Raw genomic sequence first — 18,594 nt, 5'->3', positions numbered from 1 at the left:
TCAGCGCCGGTGCACCGTGCGGCCGCCGAGCACGGTGCGCTCGGGCAGCAGGTCGCGCAACTCGTCGACCGGGCAGCTCAGCGGGTCGGTGGGCCACAGCGTCAGATCGGCGAGCGCGCCCGGGCGCAGCGAGCCGCGCTCGGCGCTCTCCCCGGTCAGCCGGGCGGCGTTCACGGTGTGCAGGGCGATCGCCTCGGCGCGGCCGATCGCGTGCTCGGCGCCGAGCACCCCGGCCACCGTCCGGCGGGTGGTCATGCCCCACACCGAGAGCATCGCGCCGTACGGGCCGATCGGGAAGTCCGAGCCGGCGGCCAGCTGCGCGCCCTCGTCGAGCCACTCGCGCAGCGGGAACAGCGCGCCGGTGCGCTCGGCGCCCCAGGCCCGCTGCTGGGTGAGCGCGCCGTCGTGCAGCAGCGGGTGCTGGACGGTCACCGGGACGCCGAGGGCGATCGCCCGGGCCCGCTGTTCCGGCCGGGCGAGGCCGCCGTGTTCGACGACCAGGGTGCCGGCGGGCAGTCCGGGGCGGCGGGCGAGCACCTCCCGGTAGACGTCGAGCAGGACGCGCAGCCCGCGGTCGCCCCAGGCGTGCACGCCGACCCGCAGACCGCGCCCGACGACCAGGTCGACGGCGTCGGCCAGCTCCTGCGGCTCCCAGAGCAGCCGCCCGTGGTAACAGGGCCGGTCCTGGTACGGCTCCTCCAGCGCGCCGGCCTCGAAGCCGCCGTCGATGCCGAACTTGACGCCCCAGACCGACAGCAGGTCGTTCTCGTGGCCGGCGGCGCGCCAGGCGTCGACCCGGTCCAGCAGCCCGTCCACCTCCGCCGGGGTGCGGACGGCGAAGCCGGAGACCAGGGCCCGGACCCGGACGGCGAGCGCGCCCCGGTCGCGGGCGGCGCGCAGCACGTCGAGGTCCTCGACCGGGACCAGGCAGTCGCGGACGGTGCCGATGCCGGTGGCCGCGTAGTCGGCGGAGGCGGCGCGCAGGCCGTCGATCCGCTCGGCGAGCCCGGGCCGGGGCAGCACGCGCTCGGCGAGTCCGGTCGCCCGGTTGATCAGCCGCCCGGTGAGCCGGCCGTCCGCGCCGCGCTCGATCACGCCGCCGGGCGGGTCGGGGGTGGCGGCGGTGATCCCGGCGAGCCGCAGCGCCGCCGAGTTGAGCACCATGTTGTAGGCGCCGCGGCGGACCAGCACCGGGTGGTCGGCGGTGGCGGTGTCCAGCTCCTCGGTGGTGGGCATCCGCTGCTCGGCCAGGTTCACCTCCTGCCAGTTGACGGTGGTGCGGATCCACTCGCCGGCGGGGGTGCGGGCGGCGCGCTCGCGGATCAGGGCGAGGAAGCCGGGCAGGTCGGCGGCCCGGTGGACGGGAACGCCGTGCACGCTGTGGCCGGCCAGGACCAGGTGGGTGTGGGTGTCGTCGAAGGCGGGCAACACGGTGGCGTGCGGCGCGTCGACGGTCTCGGTGGCCGGCCCTGCCAGGGCGTCCAGGCCGTGCGGGTCGGGGGACAGGGCGGTGATCCGGCCGCCGGTGACGGCGAGGGCGCGCTGCGGCGGCTCGCCGGGAACGAGGGTGTGCACGGCGGCGGCGTGCACCAGCAGGTCGGCGGGCGGACGGGTCATCACGGCTCCTGGTGGTGGGCGGCGGCCGGCAGGCCGGTGACCTTCTCGACGTGTCCCAGACTGGGTCCGGCGAGCCGTCCGTGCAGCTCGGTGAAGACGGCCCGGGCCGCGACGGCGTTCCAGTCGGCGGGCAGCAGGGGCTCCGGCAGGCCCGGGTCCAGGTAGGGCAGCCGGCGCCACTGGGTGAGCATCGGGACGTAGGCGCGGAACGCCTCGGCCGGGTCCGGATCGGCGTCCCGCTGGCGCAGGGCGGCGGCGGCCGGCCGCCAGGCGTCGGTGAAGGCCGCGTACTGGGCCTCGATGGCGGGGAAGTCCCACCAGGCGGCGACGGCTCCGCGCAGCTCGGTGAAGCCCGCGTACTCGGCGGACAGGAAGAGGTGCACATAGGCGTCCAGGCCGAGCCGGGTGAGCAGCCGGCGGGCGTCCGGCAGCAGCCGGGCGGGGGCCAGCCAGACCCCGGGGGCGGCGTTGCCGAAGCCGAGCCAGCTGAGCCGGGAGCGCAGGGTGTGGCGCTGCGCGCGTTCGGACTCGGGCACCGAGAAGACCGCCACCACCCAGCCGTCGGCGAGCGCGGCGGGCTCCAGGCTGTGGAAGATCCGGCGGTCGCCCTCCTCGAACACCGGGTCCATTGCGGGGGAGAGCCGGTAGCCGGTGCCGTCGCGGCGTTCCTGGAGGAGGGTGCCGGCCTTCTTGAGACGCGAGATGGCCGAGCGGACGGCGGGGGCGTCGACGTCCAGCTCGGCCATCAGGGCGATCAGGTCGGCGATCGATATCCAGCCGCCGAGGCGGCGGACGAACTCGCCGTAGACGGTGTGGATCAGCGAGCTGGGCCGGGGCGTGCTCTCCAGCCCGGTGGGCGTGGTGGGCGTGGTGGGCATGGTGGGCCTCCTCCCCGGCAGCTCGTGGTGATCATAGCGGCGGCGCGCTCCTTCGCGTCCTTCCCGAGGACGGTCCGGTCAGGCCTCCGCGAAGGCGCCGGAGAGCAGGTGCCCCGCGCCCGGGGCGTGGGCCGGCAGCCCGAGGGCGCGCAGCAACTGGTGGGCGGTGCAGACGGACGCGGAGACGACCGGCTTGCCGAGCCGCTGCTCGGCCTCCTCGATCGCCGACAGCGAGGGCAGCTGCACGCACGCCGACAGCACCACCGCGTCGGCCCGGGCGTGGGCGAGCCCGGCGGCGATGCCGGGGAGCTTCGCCGGGTCGTGGGCGGCGACATCGAGGTTGTCGGCGATCTCCAGGGCCGCGTGGTCGACCACCTCGATGCCTTCCTGGCCCAGGTAGTCGACGACGGTGGCGGCCAGCGGCCGCAGATAGGGGGTGACCATGGCCACCCGGCGCGCGCCGAGCGTGTGCAGCCCGGCCACCAGGGCGCCGGCGCTGGTGACCACCGGCGCCGGCGCCCCGCTCTCCACGGTGCGCCGGTGCAGCCGCTGTTCGGCCTCCCGGTGGTAGCCGGCGCCGGCGCTCATCACGGCGACCAGGCAGGCGTAGCCGAGCACGTCCACCCGGGCGTCGGCGAGTTCGGCCGCGCACCGGTCGGACTCGGCGTCCATGCTGCGCAACTGCTCGGGCGTGACCCTGGTCATCCGCATCCGGCTGGAGTGGAAGGTGAACCGCTCGGGTGCGACCCGTTCACGGGCCCGCAGCAGGGCGGGCACCTCGGTTTCCATGGTGACGTTGGAGCTCGGGACGATCTGGCCGATCCGGTAGGTGGTGGCCATGGCGGACAGGCTCCTTCCGTGGTCGATCGGGGCTCAGCGGGCGTCGATCACCGGGTTGGCGAGGGTGCCGATGCCCTCGACGGTCGCCTCGACGAGGTCCCCGGGCTGGAGGAACTGCGGCGGCACCATCCCGGCGCCGACACCGGACGGCGAGCCGGTGGAGATGACGTCCCCGGGCTCCAGGGTGACGCCGGAGGAGATGTCGGCGATCAGCCGGGCGACGCCGAACAGCATGTGGCGGGTGTTGGAGGACTGCCGCAGCTCGCCGTTGACGCGCAGCGAGAGGTCGAGGCGCTGCGGGTCGGGGATCTCGTCGGCGGTCACCACCAGCGGGCCGAACGGCGCGTAGCTGTCCTGGCCCTTGGAGAAGAACCACTGGCCCGAGCGGCGCTGGTCGCGGGCGCTGATGTCGTTGACGATGCTGTAGCCGAAGACGTGCCGCCAGGCGTCCGCCTCGGCCACCCGGAAGGCCGGGGCGCCGATGACGACGGCGAGTTCGCACTCCCAGTCGAGCTGCTTGGTGAGGTCGGCGTTGTGCCGGATCGGCTGCCCGGGGCCGGTGACCGCGGTGGAGGGCTTGCTGAACAGCACCGGACGGTCCGGCAGTTCGCGGTCGGTGTCCAGCGAGCGGTGCGCCTCGGCGACGTGCTCGACGTAGTTGAGGCCGACTCCGACGATCTTGCCGGGGCGCAGCGGCGCGTCCAGCGCGATCTCGGTGAGCCGGGGCAGGGCGGCCGGGTTCCGCCCTGCCCCGGCGGCCAGTGCGGCGGCGGTGGCCAGGGCCGGCTCCCCGGCGCGGATCAGTCCCAGCAGGTCGCCGGGCAGCTGCGCGCCGGCGGCCGCGGCGAGTGCGGAGAGGTCGGCGACGCGGTCGCCGTCGAGCAGCGCGCCGAGACGCGGGCGGCCGCCGTCAGGGGTCTCGCGGGTGCGGAAGGTCAACAGGCGCATGGGTGAGGGCTCCTGGTCACGGGGTGTCGGTGGGCTGGTGCCCGTCGTGGTCCGGGTAGGCCTCCTCGCGGTACAGGCCGAGCGAGTGCATCACCGGGAAGTCGTTGAAGGAGAACAGGCAGGCGTCCTCGCCGGGGTCGAGGTTCGCGTGTTCGTGCCAGGCCCAGGACGGCACCACGAAGATGTCGCCCTGCCGCCAGGCGAAGCTGCGCCCGGCGACCACCGAGACGCCGCGCCCCTTGGCCGCCGTGTAGACCACGGAGCCGGTGTGCCGGTGCGCCCGGGTGGCCTGGCCGGGGCGCAGCAGCTGGAGGTGGGCGCCCATGGTGGGCATCACCGGGCCGCCGGTGACCGGGTTGGTGTACTCCATGATCACCCCGTCCCAGGGCGACCCCTCGGTGGCGCGGGCGAGCCGGGTGAGCGCGTGGTAGCTGGGCTCCCAGGGCCAGCCGAGCAGCGGGGAGTAGGGGCGGGTCCACTTCTCGACGCCGTACGGCAGCAGGTTGCCGCCGTACGTCAGCAGCGAGGAGTTGGCGACCGGACCGGGCCGCTGGTACAGCTCCGGGTGCACCTCGTAGAAGTTGGCGTCGAGCATGTTGACCAGCGGGATGTCCAGGCCGTCCTGCCAGATCACCGGGGCGTCGCCGGACTCGTTGCCGTGCTCGTGCCAGCTGCCGTTGGGGGTGATGGCGAAGTCGCGCGGGCCGACCTTGAGCTTCTGGCCGTCGACGATCGTCCAGGCGCCGGTGCCCTCGTGGACGAAGCGCAGCGCGGAGGCCTGGTGGCGGTGCGCGGTCATCGCCTCGCCGGGGCCCATGATCTGCAGGCCGGTGTACAGCAGGCCGACGGCCGCGCTGAGTTCACGGCGCCCGGGGTTGACCAGCATCACCACCCGGCGCCCGGCGTCGTCCGCCCTCACCAGGGGGAGCGCCTTGCGGACCAGCGGGCGCAGGTCGGCGTAGCGCCAGAGCACCGGCACCGACTTCGGCTGCGGGTACCAGGGCTCGATCTCATTGGCCACCGTCCACAGCGCTCCCGCGTCGACCTTGGCCAGCTCCTCGTAGTAGGCCGCGAGTTCGGGGTTGTCGGTGACCCTGGCCCGGCCGATCCGGGTGTCGTCGTGGTCCGGGCTGTCGCTCATGGCTGCTCCTTCGGGGGGTGCTGGGTGAGCGTGAGCGGCCGCAGCGGGCGGTTGTCCACCTGCAGCCGGAAGACGTCGAAGCGGTTGTAGTGGCCGACGATGTCGTGCATCTGCTTGGGCTGCACGCAGCGGCCGAGGTCGATCTCGGCGTAGACGATGCCCTCCTCGTCCACCAGCGGCTCGCCCACCGCGCGCCCGTCGGGGCCGAAGATCCCGGACAGCGCGCTGCGCGGGCGGGCGAGTCGCTTGCGCAGCTGCTGGTCCTCGCCGGCGACCGCCTCGACGATCTCCGGCGAGAGGGTGGAGCAGGAGACCACCGTGAACACCTTGCCCTCGAAGCAGTGCGCGGCGGCGCGCAGCGCGATGGCCTCCGCCATGTCGTAGTCCTCGGGGGCGACGGGCAGGGCGATGTAGGAGGCGGCGTGCAGGAGTTCGCCCTGGGCGAGCAGGGTGAAGCGGGCGAGCGGGTTGGTGTTCTCCCCGCAGGCGAGCGCGCCGAGCGGGCCGACGGCCGTGCGGTGCACCCGCAGGGTGCTGCCGTCGCCGGGCGTCCAGGTCAGCTTCTCGGCCCAGGTCGGCACCAACTTGCGGTGCACGCCGATCAGTTCGCCGTCGGCGTCGATGACCAGCAGGGTGTTGTGGAGCACCCCCAGGCTGTCCGGACCGCGCTCGTTGACGCCGATCACCACGACCGCTCCGGCCCGCCGGGCGGCGGCGCGCAGGGTGTCGACGTGCGGGCCGGGCACGTCCACCGACGCCCGGTAGAGGCGCTCGTACCAGGGCGAGCCCTGCACCGGGTTCATCGTCCAGTTCCAGTAGGGGTAGCCGGGGACGAACACCTCGGGCAGGACGACGAGGGAGGCGCCGTGGCCGGCCGCCTCGTGGATCAGCGCGACCGCCTTGTCGACGGTGGCGGCGGTGTCCAGGTAGACGGGCGCGGCCTGCACGGCGGCGGCGGTGAAACGGGGCAGCCGCAGTGCGGCGGCCACGGGCTCGGTCATCGCTCCTCCTCGGATCGCTCGTCGGCCCCGGGCCGCCAGCGGCGGTGTACCGGCGGGGCCGGCTCGCGCACCGGCCGCAGCCGGGGCGCCACCCGGTCGGTCCCCGGGCCGGGCGGGCGGCGGCTGCCCGCCGCCCAGGGCTCCGGCCGGCGCGCACCCGGGCCGGCGTAGCCCTGCTCGGCGGCGGCGTGCAGGGTCCACAGCGGGTCGTACAGCTGGGCCAGGCCGACCGCCACCAGGTCCGCCCGCCCGGCCAGCAGCACCGAGTTGGCGTCGTCGTGGTGGGAGATCGCGCCGACCGCCACCGTCGGCAGGCCGGTGGCCAGCCGCACCAGCTCGGCGAACGGCGTCTGGTAGCCGCGTCCGTACGGCGGCCGCTGGTGCGCCACCACCTCGCCGGTGGAGACGTCCACCGCGTCCGCGCCGCCGTCCGCGAGCGCCCGGCAGATCGCGACGGCCTCCGCCTCGGTGGTGCCGCCCGGCGCCCAGTCGCTCGCCGAGATCCGCACCAGCAGCGGCCGTCCGGCCGGCCACACCGCGCGGACCGCCGCCAGCACCTCCAGCGGCAGCCGCAGCCGCTGGGCGAGCGGGCCGCCGTAGGAGTCGGTGCGCCGGTTGGTGAGCGGCGACAGGAAGCCGGAGAGCAGCTGGCCGTGGCCGAACTGGAGTTCCAGCGCGTCGAACCCGGCCCGCGCCGCACGCTCCGCCGATGCCGCGAAGTCGGCTACCACGGCGGCGAGTTGGACGGCGTTCGCCTCGTGCGGCAGCGGACTGCCGGCGTCCCACGGCAGCGGCGAGGCGGCGAGCACCGGCCAGCCGCCCTCGGCGAGCGGCGGCCCGGTGCCGTCCGGTCCCGGCACCGCCCGCGAGGCCCGGCGCCCGGCGTGGGTGAGCTGGATCCCGAGCGGGGTGTCGCTCACCTCCCGGACAGCGGCCAGGAGTTCGCGCCAGGCCTCCTCCTGCGGATCGTTCCACAGGCCCGGGCAGCGGTCGGTGGCCCGGCCCTCCGGGGTGACGGCGGTCATCCCGGCGATCACCAGGCCCGCGCCGCCGAGCGCGTGCACGGTCAGCTGCGCCCGGTCGAAGGCGCTCGGCAGCGAGTCGGCGGAGGTGAAGGTGGCGAGCGGCGGGACCACCACCCGGTTGCGCAGCTCCAGGGCGCCCAGCTTCAGCGGCCGGAACATCGGCGGGGTGCCGCCGGTGTCCGGCGAGCCCGCGACGGCCTCCTCCACGTCCGCGACGAAGCCGGGGTCGCGGGCCCGCAGGTTCCCGTAGGTGACCCGGCGGCTGCGGGTGAGCAGGTTGAACGCGAACTGGTCCGGGCCCTGGCCGGTCCGCCGCCCGATGGTCTCGAACCACTCCAGGCTGGCCTGCGCGGCCCGCTGGGTGGACTCCACCACCGGGCGCCGCTCCGCCTCGTACGCCTCCAGAGCGCTGTCCAGCGTGGGCTGTTCGTTCAGGCTCGCGGCGAGCGCGAGGGCGTCCTCCAGGGCCAGCTTGGTGCCCGAGCCGATCGAGAAGTGCGCCGAGTGCGCCGCGTCGCCGAGCAGCACCACGTTCCGGTGCCGCCAGGTGGCGTTGCGCACCGTCGTGAACCGGATCCACCGGGAGGCGTTCGGGATCAGCCGGTGCCCTTCCAGGTGCCCGGCGAGCAGCTCCGCGCAGCGCCGAACGCTCGCGGTGTCGCTCTCGCCGCGTCCGAACTCCCGTGCGGCCAGGGCCTCGAAGCCGGCCCGCCGCCAGGGCTCCTCGGCCAGCTCCACGATGAACGTCGACCGCTCGGCGCTGTACGGGTAGGCGTGCACCTGGAGCACGCCGAAGTCGAAGCGCTCGACGATGAAGGTGAAGGCGTCGAAGACCCGGTCGGTGGCGAGCCACATGTAGCGGCTGCGCCGCTCGTCCGGATCCGGCCGGAAGGCCTCGGCGTACGCCGCCCTGGTCGTCGAGTTGACGCCGTCGGCCGCGACCACCAGGTCGTACTCCTCGGCGAGCAGCCCGGCCGGCGGGGCGGGCGTGCGGTAGCGCACGTCCACCGCCAGCTCCGCGCAGCGGCGTTGCAGGATCGCGCGCAGCCGGTTGCGGTCCAGGGCGGCGAAGCCGTGGCCGCCGCAGGTGCGCAACCGGCCGGCGTACCGGACGTCGATGTCGCTCCAGCGGGCGAACTCCGCGCTCATCGCGGCGAACACCCGGGGGTCGGCCTGGGCGATGCCGTCCAGGGTCTCGTCGGAGAAGACCACCCCGAAGCCGAACGCGTCGTCGCGGCCGTCCCGTTCGAAGACGGTGATCTCCCGCTCGGGCGCCGACTGCCGGGCCAGCGCGGCGAAGTAGAGCCCGCCGGGACCGGCGCCGATCACCGCGACGCGGCCGGCGCCGGCCGTCACCGGATCACCTCCGGCTCCTGGCGCCCGGCGGCGGCGAGTGCCCGGCGCACCTGCTCCGGCCACGGCTCGGTGCCCTCGGCGTGCGGCGCGGCGTGCACCACCGACATCCGGCCGCTGGCGGCCAGGCCGTGCGGCCCGTGCACCTCGAAGGCGTAGTGCAGCGAGGAGCCGCCGACCCGCTCGACCCGCAGCTCGGTGCGGACCACGTCACCGAACCAGAGCCGCTCGCGGTAGTCCGCCTCGAAGTGCACCCGCGGGATCCGCCCGAACAGCCCGTCCAGGCCCAGCCGGCGCAGCAGCGTCGCCTCGGCCGCCTCGGCCCAGCGCTGGACGGCCGAGAAGTGGTAGTGGCCGGCCGCGTCGGTGTCCGACCACTCGACCCTCCGCTCGGTGCTCACGCTGGCCGGCGCCGCGGCGGGCGCGGCCGCCGCCCGCCGGCGCAGCTCGGCGCGGGCCAGCTTGCCGGTCGCGGTGCGCGGCAGTGCCTCGGTGAACTCCACCTGGCGCGGGTACTTGTACGGCGCGATGGTCCGCTTGACGTGTTCCTGGAGCGCCCGGACCGCCCCCGGCCCGCCCGTCGCCCCCGCGCGCAGCACCACGTACGCCTTGACCACCGCGCCGCGCCGCTCGTCCGGCACCCCGACCACCGCGCAGTCGGCGACGTCCGGGTGCTCGGCGAGCACCTGCTCGACCTCGGGACCGGCGATGTTGTAGCCGGCCGAGACGATCATGTCGTCGTCGCGGGCCTGGTACCAGAAGTAGCCGTCGGCGTCGCGCACATAGGTGTCGCCGGTGAGGTTCCAGCCGCCCCGGACGTAGTCGCGCTGGCGCCGGTCGTGCAGATAGCGGCAGCCGGTCGGGCCCTTCACGGCGAGCCGCCCGGGCTGCCCGTCGGGCACCGGCCGGCCCTGGTCGTCCAGTATCGCCGCCCGGTAGCCGGGCACCGGCCGGCCGGTCGCGCCGGGGCGGATGTCGGCGTCGGCGGCGGAGATGAACACGTGCAGCAGCTCGGTGGCCCCGATGCCGTCGATCAGCCGCTGCCCGGTGGCCGCCCGGAACGCCTCCCAGACGCCGGCCGGCAGGTGCTCGCCCGCCGACACGCAGCGCCGCACCCCCGCCAGCCGGTCGGCCAGCCCGGCCGCGAGGATCGCCCGGTAGGCGGTCGGCGCGGTGAACAGCACGCTCACCCCGTGCCGCTGGACCTGGACGGCCAGCTGCTCGGGGGTGGCCTGCTCCAGCAGCAGGGTGGCGGCGCCGGCGCGCAGCGGGAAGACCACCAGGCCGCCGAGCCCGAAGGTGAAGGCGAGCGGCGGGGTGCCGCCGAACAGGTCCTCGGGGGTGGGGCGCAGCAGATGGCGGGAGAAGGTGTCCGCGTTGGCGAGCACATCCCGGTGGAAGTGCATGGTCGCCTTGGGCCGCCCGGTGGTCCCGGAGGTGAAGGCGATCAGCGCGACGTCGTCGGCGGCGGTCGGCACGGCGGCGAACCGGCCGCCCCCGGTCAGGCCCGCCGGCCCGTTCCGGTCGTAGGGCACCACGACCGGAACGGGTGTCCCGGCGCGCTCCAGTTCCGCCAGGAACCGGTGGTCGCAGAGCGCCACGACGGGCCGGGCGATCGTGTGCATGGTGGTCAGCTCGCCGGCGCGCAGCAGCGGCATGGTGGTCACGGCCACCCCGCCCGCCTTCAGTACCCCGAGCCAACAGGCCACCAGCCACGGGGCGTTGGGCCCCCGTAACAGCACCCGGTTCCCGGGGAGCACCCCGTGGTCCTCGACCAGCAGCCGGGCCACCGCGTCCGCGCGCTCGCGCAGCTCGCCGTACGTCCACTGCCCGTCCGGGGTGACCAGGCACCGGCGGTCGGGGCCGTACCGCTCGATCGTCGCGTCGAGCAGCTCGTGCGCGCAGTTCAGCCGGTCCGGATACGCCAACTCCGGCAGTTCGAAAAGGAATTCGGGCCACTCGTCGAATGGCGGAAGGTTGTCGCGACAGAACGTGTCCACGTGCGCAGAGGGAGAGAGCTCCATGGGCGGGCCACCTCATCGGGCGAGCGGGAGTGAGGCAAGTATCGCGCTTCGATGACGCCAGTCAAGAGAGCGATACACGCATTCGGCCCAAGCCCCGCTCATGCGTTGTCGGTCAGCCCCGCAGCCACCGCAGGGCGGCCTCGGCGGCGTGGGCGCCGCACATGCCGTGGACGCCGGGGCCGGGCGGGGTGGCGGCGGAGCAGAGGTAGTGGCCCGGCAGGCCGGTGGCGTACGGGTGGAGGGTGGGGCGGGGGCCGAGCAGGAGCTGGGCGGCGTCCTTGGCGCCGGTCATGATGTCGCCGCCGACGAAGTTGGGGTTGCCGGCCGCGAAGTCGGCGGGGCGGTGGACGGCCAGGCCGATGATCCGCTCGCGGAAGCCGGGGGCGAAGCGTTCGATCTGGGCGGTGATCGCCCCGGTCGCCTCGCCGGTGTAGCCGTTCGGCACATGGGCGTAGGTCCACAGCGGGTGGACGTCGCCGGCCGAGCGCCCCGGGTCGGCCAGGTACTGCTGGCCGACCAGGACGAACGGGCGCTCCGGCATCCGTCCGGCGGCGACGGCACGCTCGGCGGCGGCGAGTTCGGCGAAGGTGCCGCCGAGGTGGACGGTGCCGGCCCGGCGGGCGGGTTCGGCCGTCCAGGGGACGCCGCCCTCGACGGCGAAGTCCACCTTGAAGGCGCCGGGCCCGTGGCGGAAGCGCCGGTAGGCGCGGGCGGTCCGGGCCGGCAGGCGGTCGCCGAGGATGTCGGCGACGGCGCCGGGCGCGAGGTCGTACAGGACGAGGTCGGCGGGCGGGATCCCGGCGGCCGAGCGGACCCGTACCCCGGTCTCGACCGTGCCGCCCAGTTCGGTGAGCAGGGCGACCAGCGCCCGGGTGATCGCCCCCGAGCCGCCGCCGGCGACCGCCCAGCCGTACCGGTGCCCCGAGGTCAGCAGCCCCAGCCCGATCGCGGCGCTCAGCGGCCGGTGCAGCGGCTGGAAGGCGTGCGCCGCCGCCCCGCCGAACAGCGCCCGCGCCCGCTCGCCGGAGAACGCCCGGGCGAGCACGGAGGCCGGGAGCAGCGCGGGTGGACCGAAGCGGGCGAGCCGCAGGGGATGGCGGGGCAGGCGCAGCAGCGGGCCCATGATGTCGGCGGCGAGCCGGTCGTACCCCGCGACCGGGCGCTCGAACAGCTGCCGCCACCGCCGGCCGTCCGCGCCGCCCAGTCCGGCGGCGGTGTCGGCGACCGAGCGGTGCAGGACGCCGGCCGTGCCGTCGTCCAGCGGGTGCGCGCAGTCGATCTCCGGCAGCCGGAACTCCAGCCCGAAGCGCTCCAGCCCCAGGCCGCGCAGGAACGGCGAGCCGATGGTCATCGGGTGGACGGCCGAGCAGTGGTCGTGCAGCAGCCCGGGCACGATCGCCTCGCCGCTGCGCGCCCCGCCGCCCACCTCCCCGGCGGCCTCCAGCACCGTCACCCGCACCCCGGCCCGCGCCAGCCGGACGGCGGCGGCGAGCCCGTTCGGCCCGCCGCCCACCACCACCGCGCTCCTCATGCGGCCAGCATCCCGCATCCGCGGGCGCTCAGCGCTGCGGGACCGCGCACCCCTCCGGGCCGCACGCCTCTCCGCCTTCCCGGTCTTCCCCGCCACCACCGATCAGCGGCAGGACCGTCCGGCTGTCCCAGGCCTGCTCCAGCGCCGCCGTGAAGGTCTCGGCCGGCTGGGCGCCCGAGACCCCGAGCCGGCGGTCGAAAACGAAGAACGGCACGCCGGTGGCGCCCATCGCGCTCGCCGTCGCCTCGTCCTCGCGCACCGCGTCCGCGTACGCCGCCCGGTCGGCCAGCACCCGCGCCGCCTCCGTGCCGTCCAGCCCGGCCTCGACGGCCAGCTCCACCAGCCGCCCCGGCGCGAACGCGGACCCCTCCTCGGCGAAGTTGGCCCGGTAGAGCAGGTCCAGCAGCGCCGCCTGCCGCCCGTGCTCGGCGGCGAAGTGCAGCATCCGGTGCATGTCGAAGGAGTTCGCGGCGTCCCGCCCCGCGCGGACGTACGCCAGCCCCTCCGCCCGCGCGGTCTCCGCGATCCGCTGCTCCGCCGCCTCCGCCTGCTCCAGCCCCATCCCGTACTTGGCGGCGAGCAGCGGCACCACCGGCCGCGCCTGGTGCGGAGCCCGGGCGTCGAGCTCGAAGGACCGGTGCACGACCTCGACGTCCGCGCGGTGGGGGAACGTCTCCAGTGCCCGCTCGAACCGCGCCTTGCCGATGTAGCACCACGGGCAGTTGATGTCGCTCCAGATCTCGACGCGCACGGGGCCGCTCCTGTTCTCGGCGGTGCGGGCCCTTCCCGCACACCTCCCGGGGCCAACGCCGTCGATCGGGTGGATATTTCTGCCAGTGAAATATCCACCCCACGCCCTATCAGGGACAGAGCCAGCAGTAGAGGTCCTCGCCGGCCTCCCGGGCGCGACGCGCCAGGCCGGACAGGTCCTCGACCAGCGGCCGCAGGTCCTCGCCGTCCAGGCCGGGCAGCTCCTCCGCCGTCGCCGCCGCCCACCGGGCGCCGGCCTCGGCGGCCTCGGCCGCCGGGAGTTCCGCCAGGGTGTCCCGCACCGCGCGGTCGAGTCTCATCACCCACGGCCCGGTCACCCAGGGGTCGTCCTCGTCCGCGGGCCCCTCCCGGCCGGGCGGGGGCGTGGTCGGCCACACCGGCGTCCCGCCGACCAGGTCGACCGCCCACTCCACCCGCCGGACCACGGCTATCAGCTGCCCCAGCACGACGTCCGGGTCCACCCCCTTCGCCTCGGTCCCGTCGAACACCGCCCGCCCGCCCCCGACCAGCGGCCCGCCCTCGGCATCACCGAGCGCGGCGAGGACGGCGGCGTCGTCGGCCGCGCGGAAGTAGTCGGTCAGTACGCCCATGGCCGGCGGTCCCTGTCTGCTCGGTGGTGGCTCCGGTACAGGGGTAGTGGATCAGACACCACTGACATCGGACCGGCCACGGGGCGCCGCCGCCTTGGTCAGGGCCCGGTGATCCGCCGCCGGGTGGGGTCGGAGAGCATCACGCCCAGGAGTTGGGGGTCGCCGCTGTACAGGTAGGTCGGCTCGTCGTCGGGGCGGACCTCGGTCCCGACGGGGATGATCAGATCGAAGTCGAGGGCCAGGTTCATGCCGAAGCGTTCGGTGAGCAGCCCGAACACCGCTTCCGAGACGGCGACGGCCGCGATGGGGCTTCCCGGGTGGTCCGGCGTCCGGGCGAGCCGGTTCCTCAGCTGGGCCGCCCTGGGCTGGTGGGAGGGGGGCGGCCCGTAGTGGACGGCGACGGTGACCCGCGGGGCCGGCGGGTGGGGGTGAGCGGCCAGCCGGTCCCAGAGTTCCAGGAGGACCCTTCCGGCGCTCACGAGCGGGTCGGCGGGACCGGTGACGGTGAGCAGGTGGTCGACGCCGAACGAGGCCGGCGCCTCGGCCACCGTGCCGGCGGGCTCCGTGGCGGACAGGACGACGCCCAGCCACACCACCGTGACGAGCGCCGTCCCCGGGGCGTCGTCCGCCACCTGGACGGCGAGGTTCAGCTGTCGCGCCGTCAGCGTGCCGTCGACGAGCTGGACCAGGCGCGCGTGTGCGAGGCGCCGGTCGGATTCGACGGGCGAGGGGTAGGGACCCGGCCGCTGGAGGCCGTCGGCGACCCGCAGCAGCGCCGCCGCACCCTCGCGGTACCCCCGTCGGCCGTCGGCGGCGACCACGGCCCTCGCCACGGTGGTGACATCGTCGACGTGGCCTCCGTCGACGAGGAAGGGCATCAGGAGGACGGCGAGGGCGAGGGCCTCGGCGAGATCGTGCCGGGCCGCGAGGACGATCAGCGCGACCAGGATCGACCGTTCCCTCCGCAACCAGCCGATCGCGTCGGCGGCGTCCTGGAAACGCGCGGCGGACGGGTCGGCCGGGCCGTGGGCGACTTCGACGGCGGCTCCGGTCAGCGTCCGGTAGTACCGCAGCAGCCGGGCGCGCTCGGCGGGAAATCCGTAGCGGCCGGGGATCTGATCGGCGGCGTAGAGCCTGGCCATGGGGTGCAGGCGCCAACGGTCCCCGGACGGCGCGGCCTCGACGAGCCGTTCGTGGGCCAGCGCGGTCATGAGCCGGTCCGCCTGCGGGAAGTCGCAGTCCGCGAGGCCGGCGGCGACGTCCGTGGACAGTTCGGGGTGCGGGTACACGGTGAGCAGCCGGAGGAGCCGGGCCTCCTCGGTGGAGAGTTCCGCGTACGACTCGCGGAAGGTCGTGTCCAGGCGCTGCGCCCCGTAGTGGAGCTCGTCGAGGTGGAAGTTCGGGGCGGTGAGCTGCTCGACCAGCGAGCGCACCGGACGGTTCGGGTCGTCGGCCAGGAGGCCGGCGCAGACCGTCAGCGCGATCGGCAGGCCACCGCAGAGTTCGGCGAGGGCCAGTGCCTGGTTGGGTGCCCGGCCGATGCGGGTGTCCTGGGGTCTGAGCGCTTGCAGCATGTTCTGGAGGAGCTGGACGGACGGCTCGGCGGGCAGTACGTCGACGTCCCACCGGCGGGCGTCGATCGGCAGGAAACGGCGGGAGGTGACGACGATGGTCACGCGGCCGTCGTACGACAGGAGCGTGGTGACCTGCTCGGCGCTCGTCACGTTGTCCAGCATCACCAGGACCGCCCCCTCCCGCCGGGCGGTCGCGGTGAGCGTGCGGCGGTAGAGGTGGGTCCGGTCGTCCAGGGCCGCCGGAAGCTCGGAGGTGTCGACGCCGAGGGCGTCGAGCATGGCGTTCAGGCCCTCCGCGGGCGTGAGCCGGAGCCCGGTGTGCCGGTGCGCCAGGTCGAGGTGGAAGGTCCCGCCGGGATACCACCGCCGTTCGACCGCGTGGCCGACGGCCTGGACGACCAGTTCGGACTTGCCCACCCCGGGCATGCCGGTGACCAGGGCGATCCGGGGGACGGCGGATTCACGGGGGGCGAGGAAACCGAGCAGCTCGTCGAGTTCCCTCTCCCGGCCGGTGAACGCGGGGGACATCCGCACATCGGGGTGCCAGGACCGGGGGGCGGGTGACGGAACGGTCGGGCCGCGCCCCGCCCCGGGCGCCTCGGCCGGGTCCTCCCCGTCCGCCGCGGCCGGCGGGGGTTCCGCGCCGGCGGTGGCCGGTTCCCCGGGCTCCGCCGGGTCGTTGGCGACGCCCGCCCCGGACGTCGGGGCCGCGGTCTCCTCGGCCGGGGCGCCCGCGGCCGCGCGCCGGCGCGCCGCCTCCGCCCGGACCACCGAGAGCTCCGAGTCGAGCAGGTACCCGGCCAGGAACTCCGGGTCGCGCGGCAGCCGGGCGGCCACCTCGCGCAGGCGCTCCTGCTGACGGCGGTCCGCCGGGTCGTGGGCCTCGCCCAGACGGGCCCGCAGCGCCTCCAGGATCTCCTCGTCGGTGAGCGGGCCGAGGGTGACGATCGTGGCGGTCGTACCGGTCCAGCCGCCGGCGCGGTCGGTCGTGACGATGACGCAGCCCTCGCCCTGGTCGGGAAAGGAGAAGGGGAGCGCGCCCTGGTCGAGGTCGTTGAACGGGGCAAGGCCGTCGAAGACCAGGAGCCAGTCCCGGTGCCGGGCCAGCCGCCGCCACAGCGCGTCGGGCGACGGCTCGCCGGGGGGCTCGCCCGCCCGGGTCAGCGCGTCATGGAGCCAGCCGCGTCCGGTCGCCAGGGACGTGGCGGTGCCGGCATTGATCCAGTGACTGAAGGTGTGCCGCCCGCCGTGGCGCCCGATGTACTCCTGGACGAGCCGGCGGCGGCCCGAGCCCGGTGCGCCGGCGATCACCACCAGCCGGGGACGGTCGGGTGCGAGCGGCGGCCGGGCCGGGTCGAAGGCGTCCGCCAGCGCGGCCAGTTCGGCACGCCGCCCGATCATGTCCGGCAACTCGGGCGGGCTCTGCACCGGCAGCACGGGGTTCAGCAGCTCCGGTCTGGGGACCGGAACGCCGGGGCCGCGCGCGTGCCGCCGGACCGCCTCGGCCAGCCGGGTCGCCAGGTCGGCGTGCCGGCCGCCCGCACCGGCCAGCACGGCCAGCGCGACCTCGGCGAACGGCAGGCTGCGGTCCGGGAGCAGGACGCCGGAGCCGTCGGGGCCGACCGTGGCCAGGGCGCGGAAGTCGAGGGTGCCGCCGAAGGTCGCGGCGACCCGGCCGGAGACCCTGGTGAGGACGTGCTTCAGGACGTGGACCGACTCGGTGCGGGTCAGCTCGCCGAGCAGTTCCTCCCGGACGCCCGTCCGGAAGTCGTAGACCTGCTCGTCCGGGTCCTCGGCCGTGCCCCGGCTCTCGATCAGGCCGGAGACGAACAGCTCGGCGAGGTCGGTCTGACCGGACTCGGGCACGGTCGCCCGCTGGACCAGCCGCATCAGCGGCAGGCTCAGCGGGGCCGCCGCCAGGTGGCAGGCCAGCCGGTAGGCGGTCGGTGAGCTGCCGGCCCGGAACCGCTCGACCCGGCGGCCCGGCGGGACGCCGTCCTCGGCGGTGACCGGGGGACGCCGCGGGCGCGGCACGCCCGCGACCGGCGCGGCGAGCATCGGCGTCCACCCGGCGGTGCGCCCGGCCGTGAGCTCGGCCCAGGGGGAGAGCCAGTCGGCGTCGACCTCCAGCACCGGCAGCCACCGGACCCGGGCCCGGTCGGCGGCTCCCCGGACGCCGCGTGGCACGCCGGGCAGGGCGGCGTCCGAACGGAACTCCGGGACCGCCCGGCCGGCCACCGCGGCCCGCGCCTCGACGGGGGCGGTGCGCAGGGCCGTCCGGTGCCACAGCCGCCGGGGCAGCACCTGGAGCGCGGCCGTGGGCCGGGCGGCGACGGCCCGTGCCAGGAAGCCCGGCAGCTCGGTGTGGTACCAGGCCGGGCCGACCCCGTCGGTGAGGACGAGCAGGATCCGCCGGCCGGTCGGGTCCGCGAGCGGCCGGGACCAGTGGGCCCGCTGCGCCGTCCCCTCGGAGGGCCGGACCGGGCGGCGGCGGTGGAACGGTTCGAGCGTCGGCACCGGCCCGTCCGTGCCGAGCGCCCAGCAGCGTACGTCGGCGAACGCGCCGTGCCGCTCCAGCAGGGTGCTCAGCTCTCCGGCGAGCCGGTGCCAGACCGCCATGGTGGCGCCGGTGTCCACCAACAGGTCGACGGAGAAGTGCGGTTGCTGGGCGGGGCGCCAGGCCGGGAGGAGGATGCCCGTCTCGGCGGTGGCCTCGACGGTCGCCTCCTCGTCGAGGGTGGCCCGCCCCGGCGCGTCGACCGGGCGGCGCAGCGGACGCAGCGCCCGGGCCAGGTCGAGCCCGCCGGCGAGCGCGGCGGGCTGGGTGACCTGGACGATGTGGCCGCCGCGGGCCCCCGCGGCGCCCGGGGTGTCCGGGGCGGCGGTGCCCTCGCGGGCGTGCAGCGCGGCCCGGGGCCCGGCGGCCGGCGGGGCGGGCGGCCGGGGCGTGGCCGCGGGGGCGCGCCGAGGGGCGGGCCGGTGGTCGCGCGGTGGCGGGGGCGCCGGCGGCAGGGAAGGGCGCGGCGGCGGCACCGGGGCGGAGGGCCCCACCGTCGCCGTGGAGGCCGAAGGCGGAGGCAGCGGTGGAGCAAGCGGCGGCAGCGGAGCCGGCGGAGCGGGCCGGGCCGGCCGGCCCGCGGCGGACGGCGGCCGCCCGGCCGTCGGCGGCGCGGACCGGGCGGCCACGCGGGCGATCCACAGGACGTCCGCGACGTCCTCGGCCGTCGGCCCGCCGCCGGCCGGGTCGAGCAGACCGGCGAGCGCCTCCCGCAGCCCCTCCTCCGCCGGCGGCCGCACCGGC

11 protein-coding genes and 2 pseudogenes are annotated in these 18,594 nt (G+C 76.0%); all 13 read right to left on the bottom strand.

What is annotated here, in order from left to right; all coding sequences use genetic code 11:
- The 13 genes and pseudogenes from ABTX81_RS14015 to ABTX81_RS13955 all read right to left on the bottom strand — a co-directional run bounded on the left by ABTX81_RS14015 (nucleotide 1) and on the right by ABTX81_RS13955 (nucleotide 18,590).
- Nucleotides 1-1,617, bottom strand: coding sequence for an amidohydrolase (locus ABTX81_RS14015; RefSeq protein WP_350544281.1), 1,617 nt, complete (start codon nucleotides 1,615-1,617; stop codon nucleotides 1-3).
- Nucleotides 1,617-2,495 carry a PaaX family transcriptional regulator gene (locus ABTX81_RS14010; protein ID WP_350544279.1) on the bottom strand — a complete coding sequence of 293 codons (879 nt, stop codon included), beginning with the start codon at nucleotides 2,493-2,495 and terminating at the stop codon, nucleotides 1,617-1,619. Before ABTX81_RS14010 ends, ABTX81_RS14015 begins: the two co-directional genes overlap by 1 nt.
- 78 nt (nucleotides 2,496-2,573) lie before the next feature.
- Nucleotides 2,574-3,335, bottom strand: a complete 762-nt coding sequence (locus ABTX81_RS14005) for a maleate cis-trans isomerase family protein (RefSeq protein WP_350544277.1) — start codon at nucleotides 3,333-3,335, stop codon at nucleotides 2,574-2,576.
- Between the two features lie 33 nt (nucleotides 3,336-3,368).
- Nucleotides 3,369-4,283 (bottom strand): fumarylacetoacetate hydrolase family protein, encoded by a 915-nt coding sequence (locus tag ABTX81_RS14000; protein ID WP_350544275.1) that lies wholly within the window; start codon nucleotides 4,281-4,283, stop codon nucleotides 3,369-3,371.
- 16 nt (nucleotides 4,284-4,299) lie between these two features.
- Nucleotides 4,300-5,424: a cupin domain-containing protein gene (locus ABTX81_RS13995; protein WP_350544273.1), complete on the bottom strand. Its 1,125-nt coding sequence runs from the start codon at nucleotides 5,422-5,424 to the stop codon at nucleotides 4,300-4,302.
- Nucleotides 5,421-6,425 carry a carbon-nitrogen hydrolase family protein gene (locus ABTX81_RS13990; RefSeq protein WP_350544271.1) on the bottom strand — a complete coding sequence of 335 codons (1,005 nt, stop codon included), beginning with the start codon at nucleotides 6,423-6,425 and terminating at the stop codon, nucleotides 5,421-5,423. The genes ABTX81_RS13995 and ABTX81_RS13990 overlap by 4 nt, the downstream gene beginning before the upstream one ends.
- Entirely contained in the window at nucleotides 6,422-8,806 is a 2,385-nt protein-coding gene (locus ABTX81_RS13985; RefSeq protein WP_350544269.1) for an oxidoreductase, read from the bottom strand. The genes ABTX81_RS13990 and ABTX81_RS13985 overlap by 4 nt, the downstream gene beginning before the upstream one ends.
- Nucleotides 8,803-9,147 (bottom strand): annotated as a pseudogene (locus tag ABTX81_RS13980) (acyl-CoA thioesterase); the annotation flags it as partial. The gene ABTX81_RS13985 and the pseudogene ABTX81_RS13980, both read right to left, overlap by 4 nt.
- Nucleotides 9,148-9,231: 84 nt before the next feature.
- Nucleotides 9,232-10,827: pseudogene (locus ABTX81_RS13975) on the bottom strand (AMP-binding protein); the annotation flags it as partial.
- Nucleotides 10,828-10,939: 112 nt separating this feature from the next.
- Nucleotides 10,940-12,358: a phytoene desaturase family protein gene (locus ABTX81_RS13970; protein WP_350544268.1), complete on the bottom strand. Its 1,419-nt coding sequence runs from the start codon at nucleotides 12,356-12,358 to the stop codon at nucleotides 10,940-10,942.
- Between the two features lie 28 nt (nucleotides 12,359-12,386).
- Nucleotides 12,387-13,109, bottom strand: coding sequence for a DsbA family oxidoreductase (locus ABTX81_RS13965; RefSeq protein WP_350544266.1), 723 nt, complete (start codon nucleotides 13,107-13,109; stop codon nucleotides 12,387-12,389).
- A 109-nt stretch (nucleotides 13,110-13,218) separates the two neighbouring features.
- Nucleotides 13,219-13,719 (bottom strand): hypothetical protein, encoded by a 501-nt coding sequence (locus ABTX81_RS13960; protein ID WP_350544264.1) that lies wholly within the window; start codon nucleotides 13,717-13,719, stop codon nucleotides 13,219-13,221.
- Between the two features lie 98 nt (nucleotides 13,720-13,817).
- On the bottom strand, nucleotides 13,818-18,590 hold the full coding sequence (locus tag ABTX81_RS13955; protein ID WP_350544262.1) for an SAV_2336 N-terminal domain-related protein: 4,773 nt from the start codon (nucleotides 18,588-18,590) through the stop codon (nucleotides 13,818-13,820).
- Between the last annotated feature and the right edge of the window lie 4 nt (nucleotides 18,591-18,594).

It is taken from the genome of Kitasatospora sp. NPDC097605, from assembly GCF_040302725.1.
In the GTDB taxonomy this organism is placed as follows: Bacteria; Actinomycetota; Actinomycetes; order Streptomycetales; family Streptomycetaceae; genus Kitasatospora.
The sequence above is the reverse complement of the archived record's forward strand: the minus strand, read 5'-3'. Positions and strand labels throughout refer to the sequence as shown.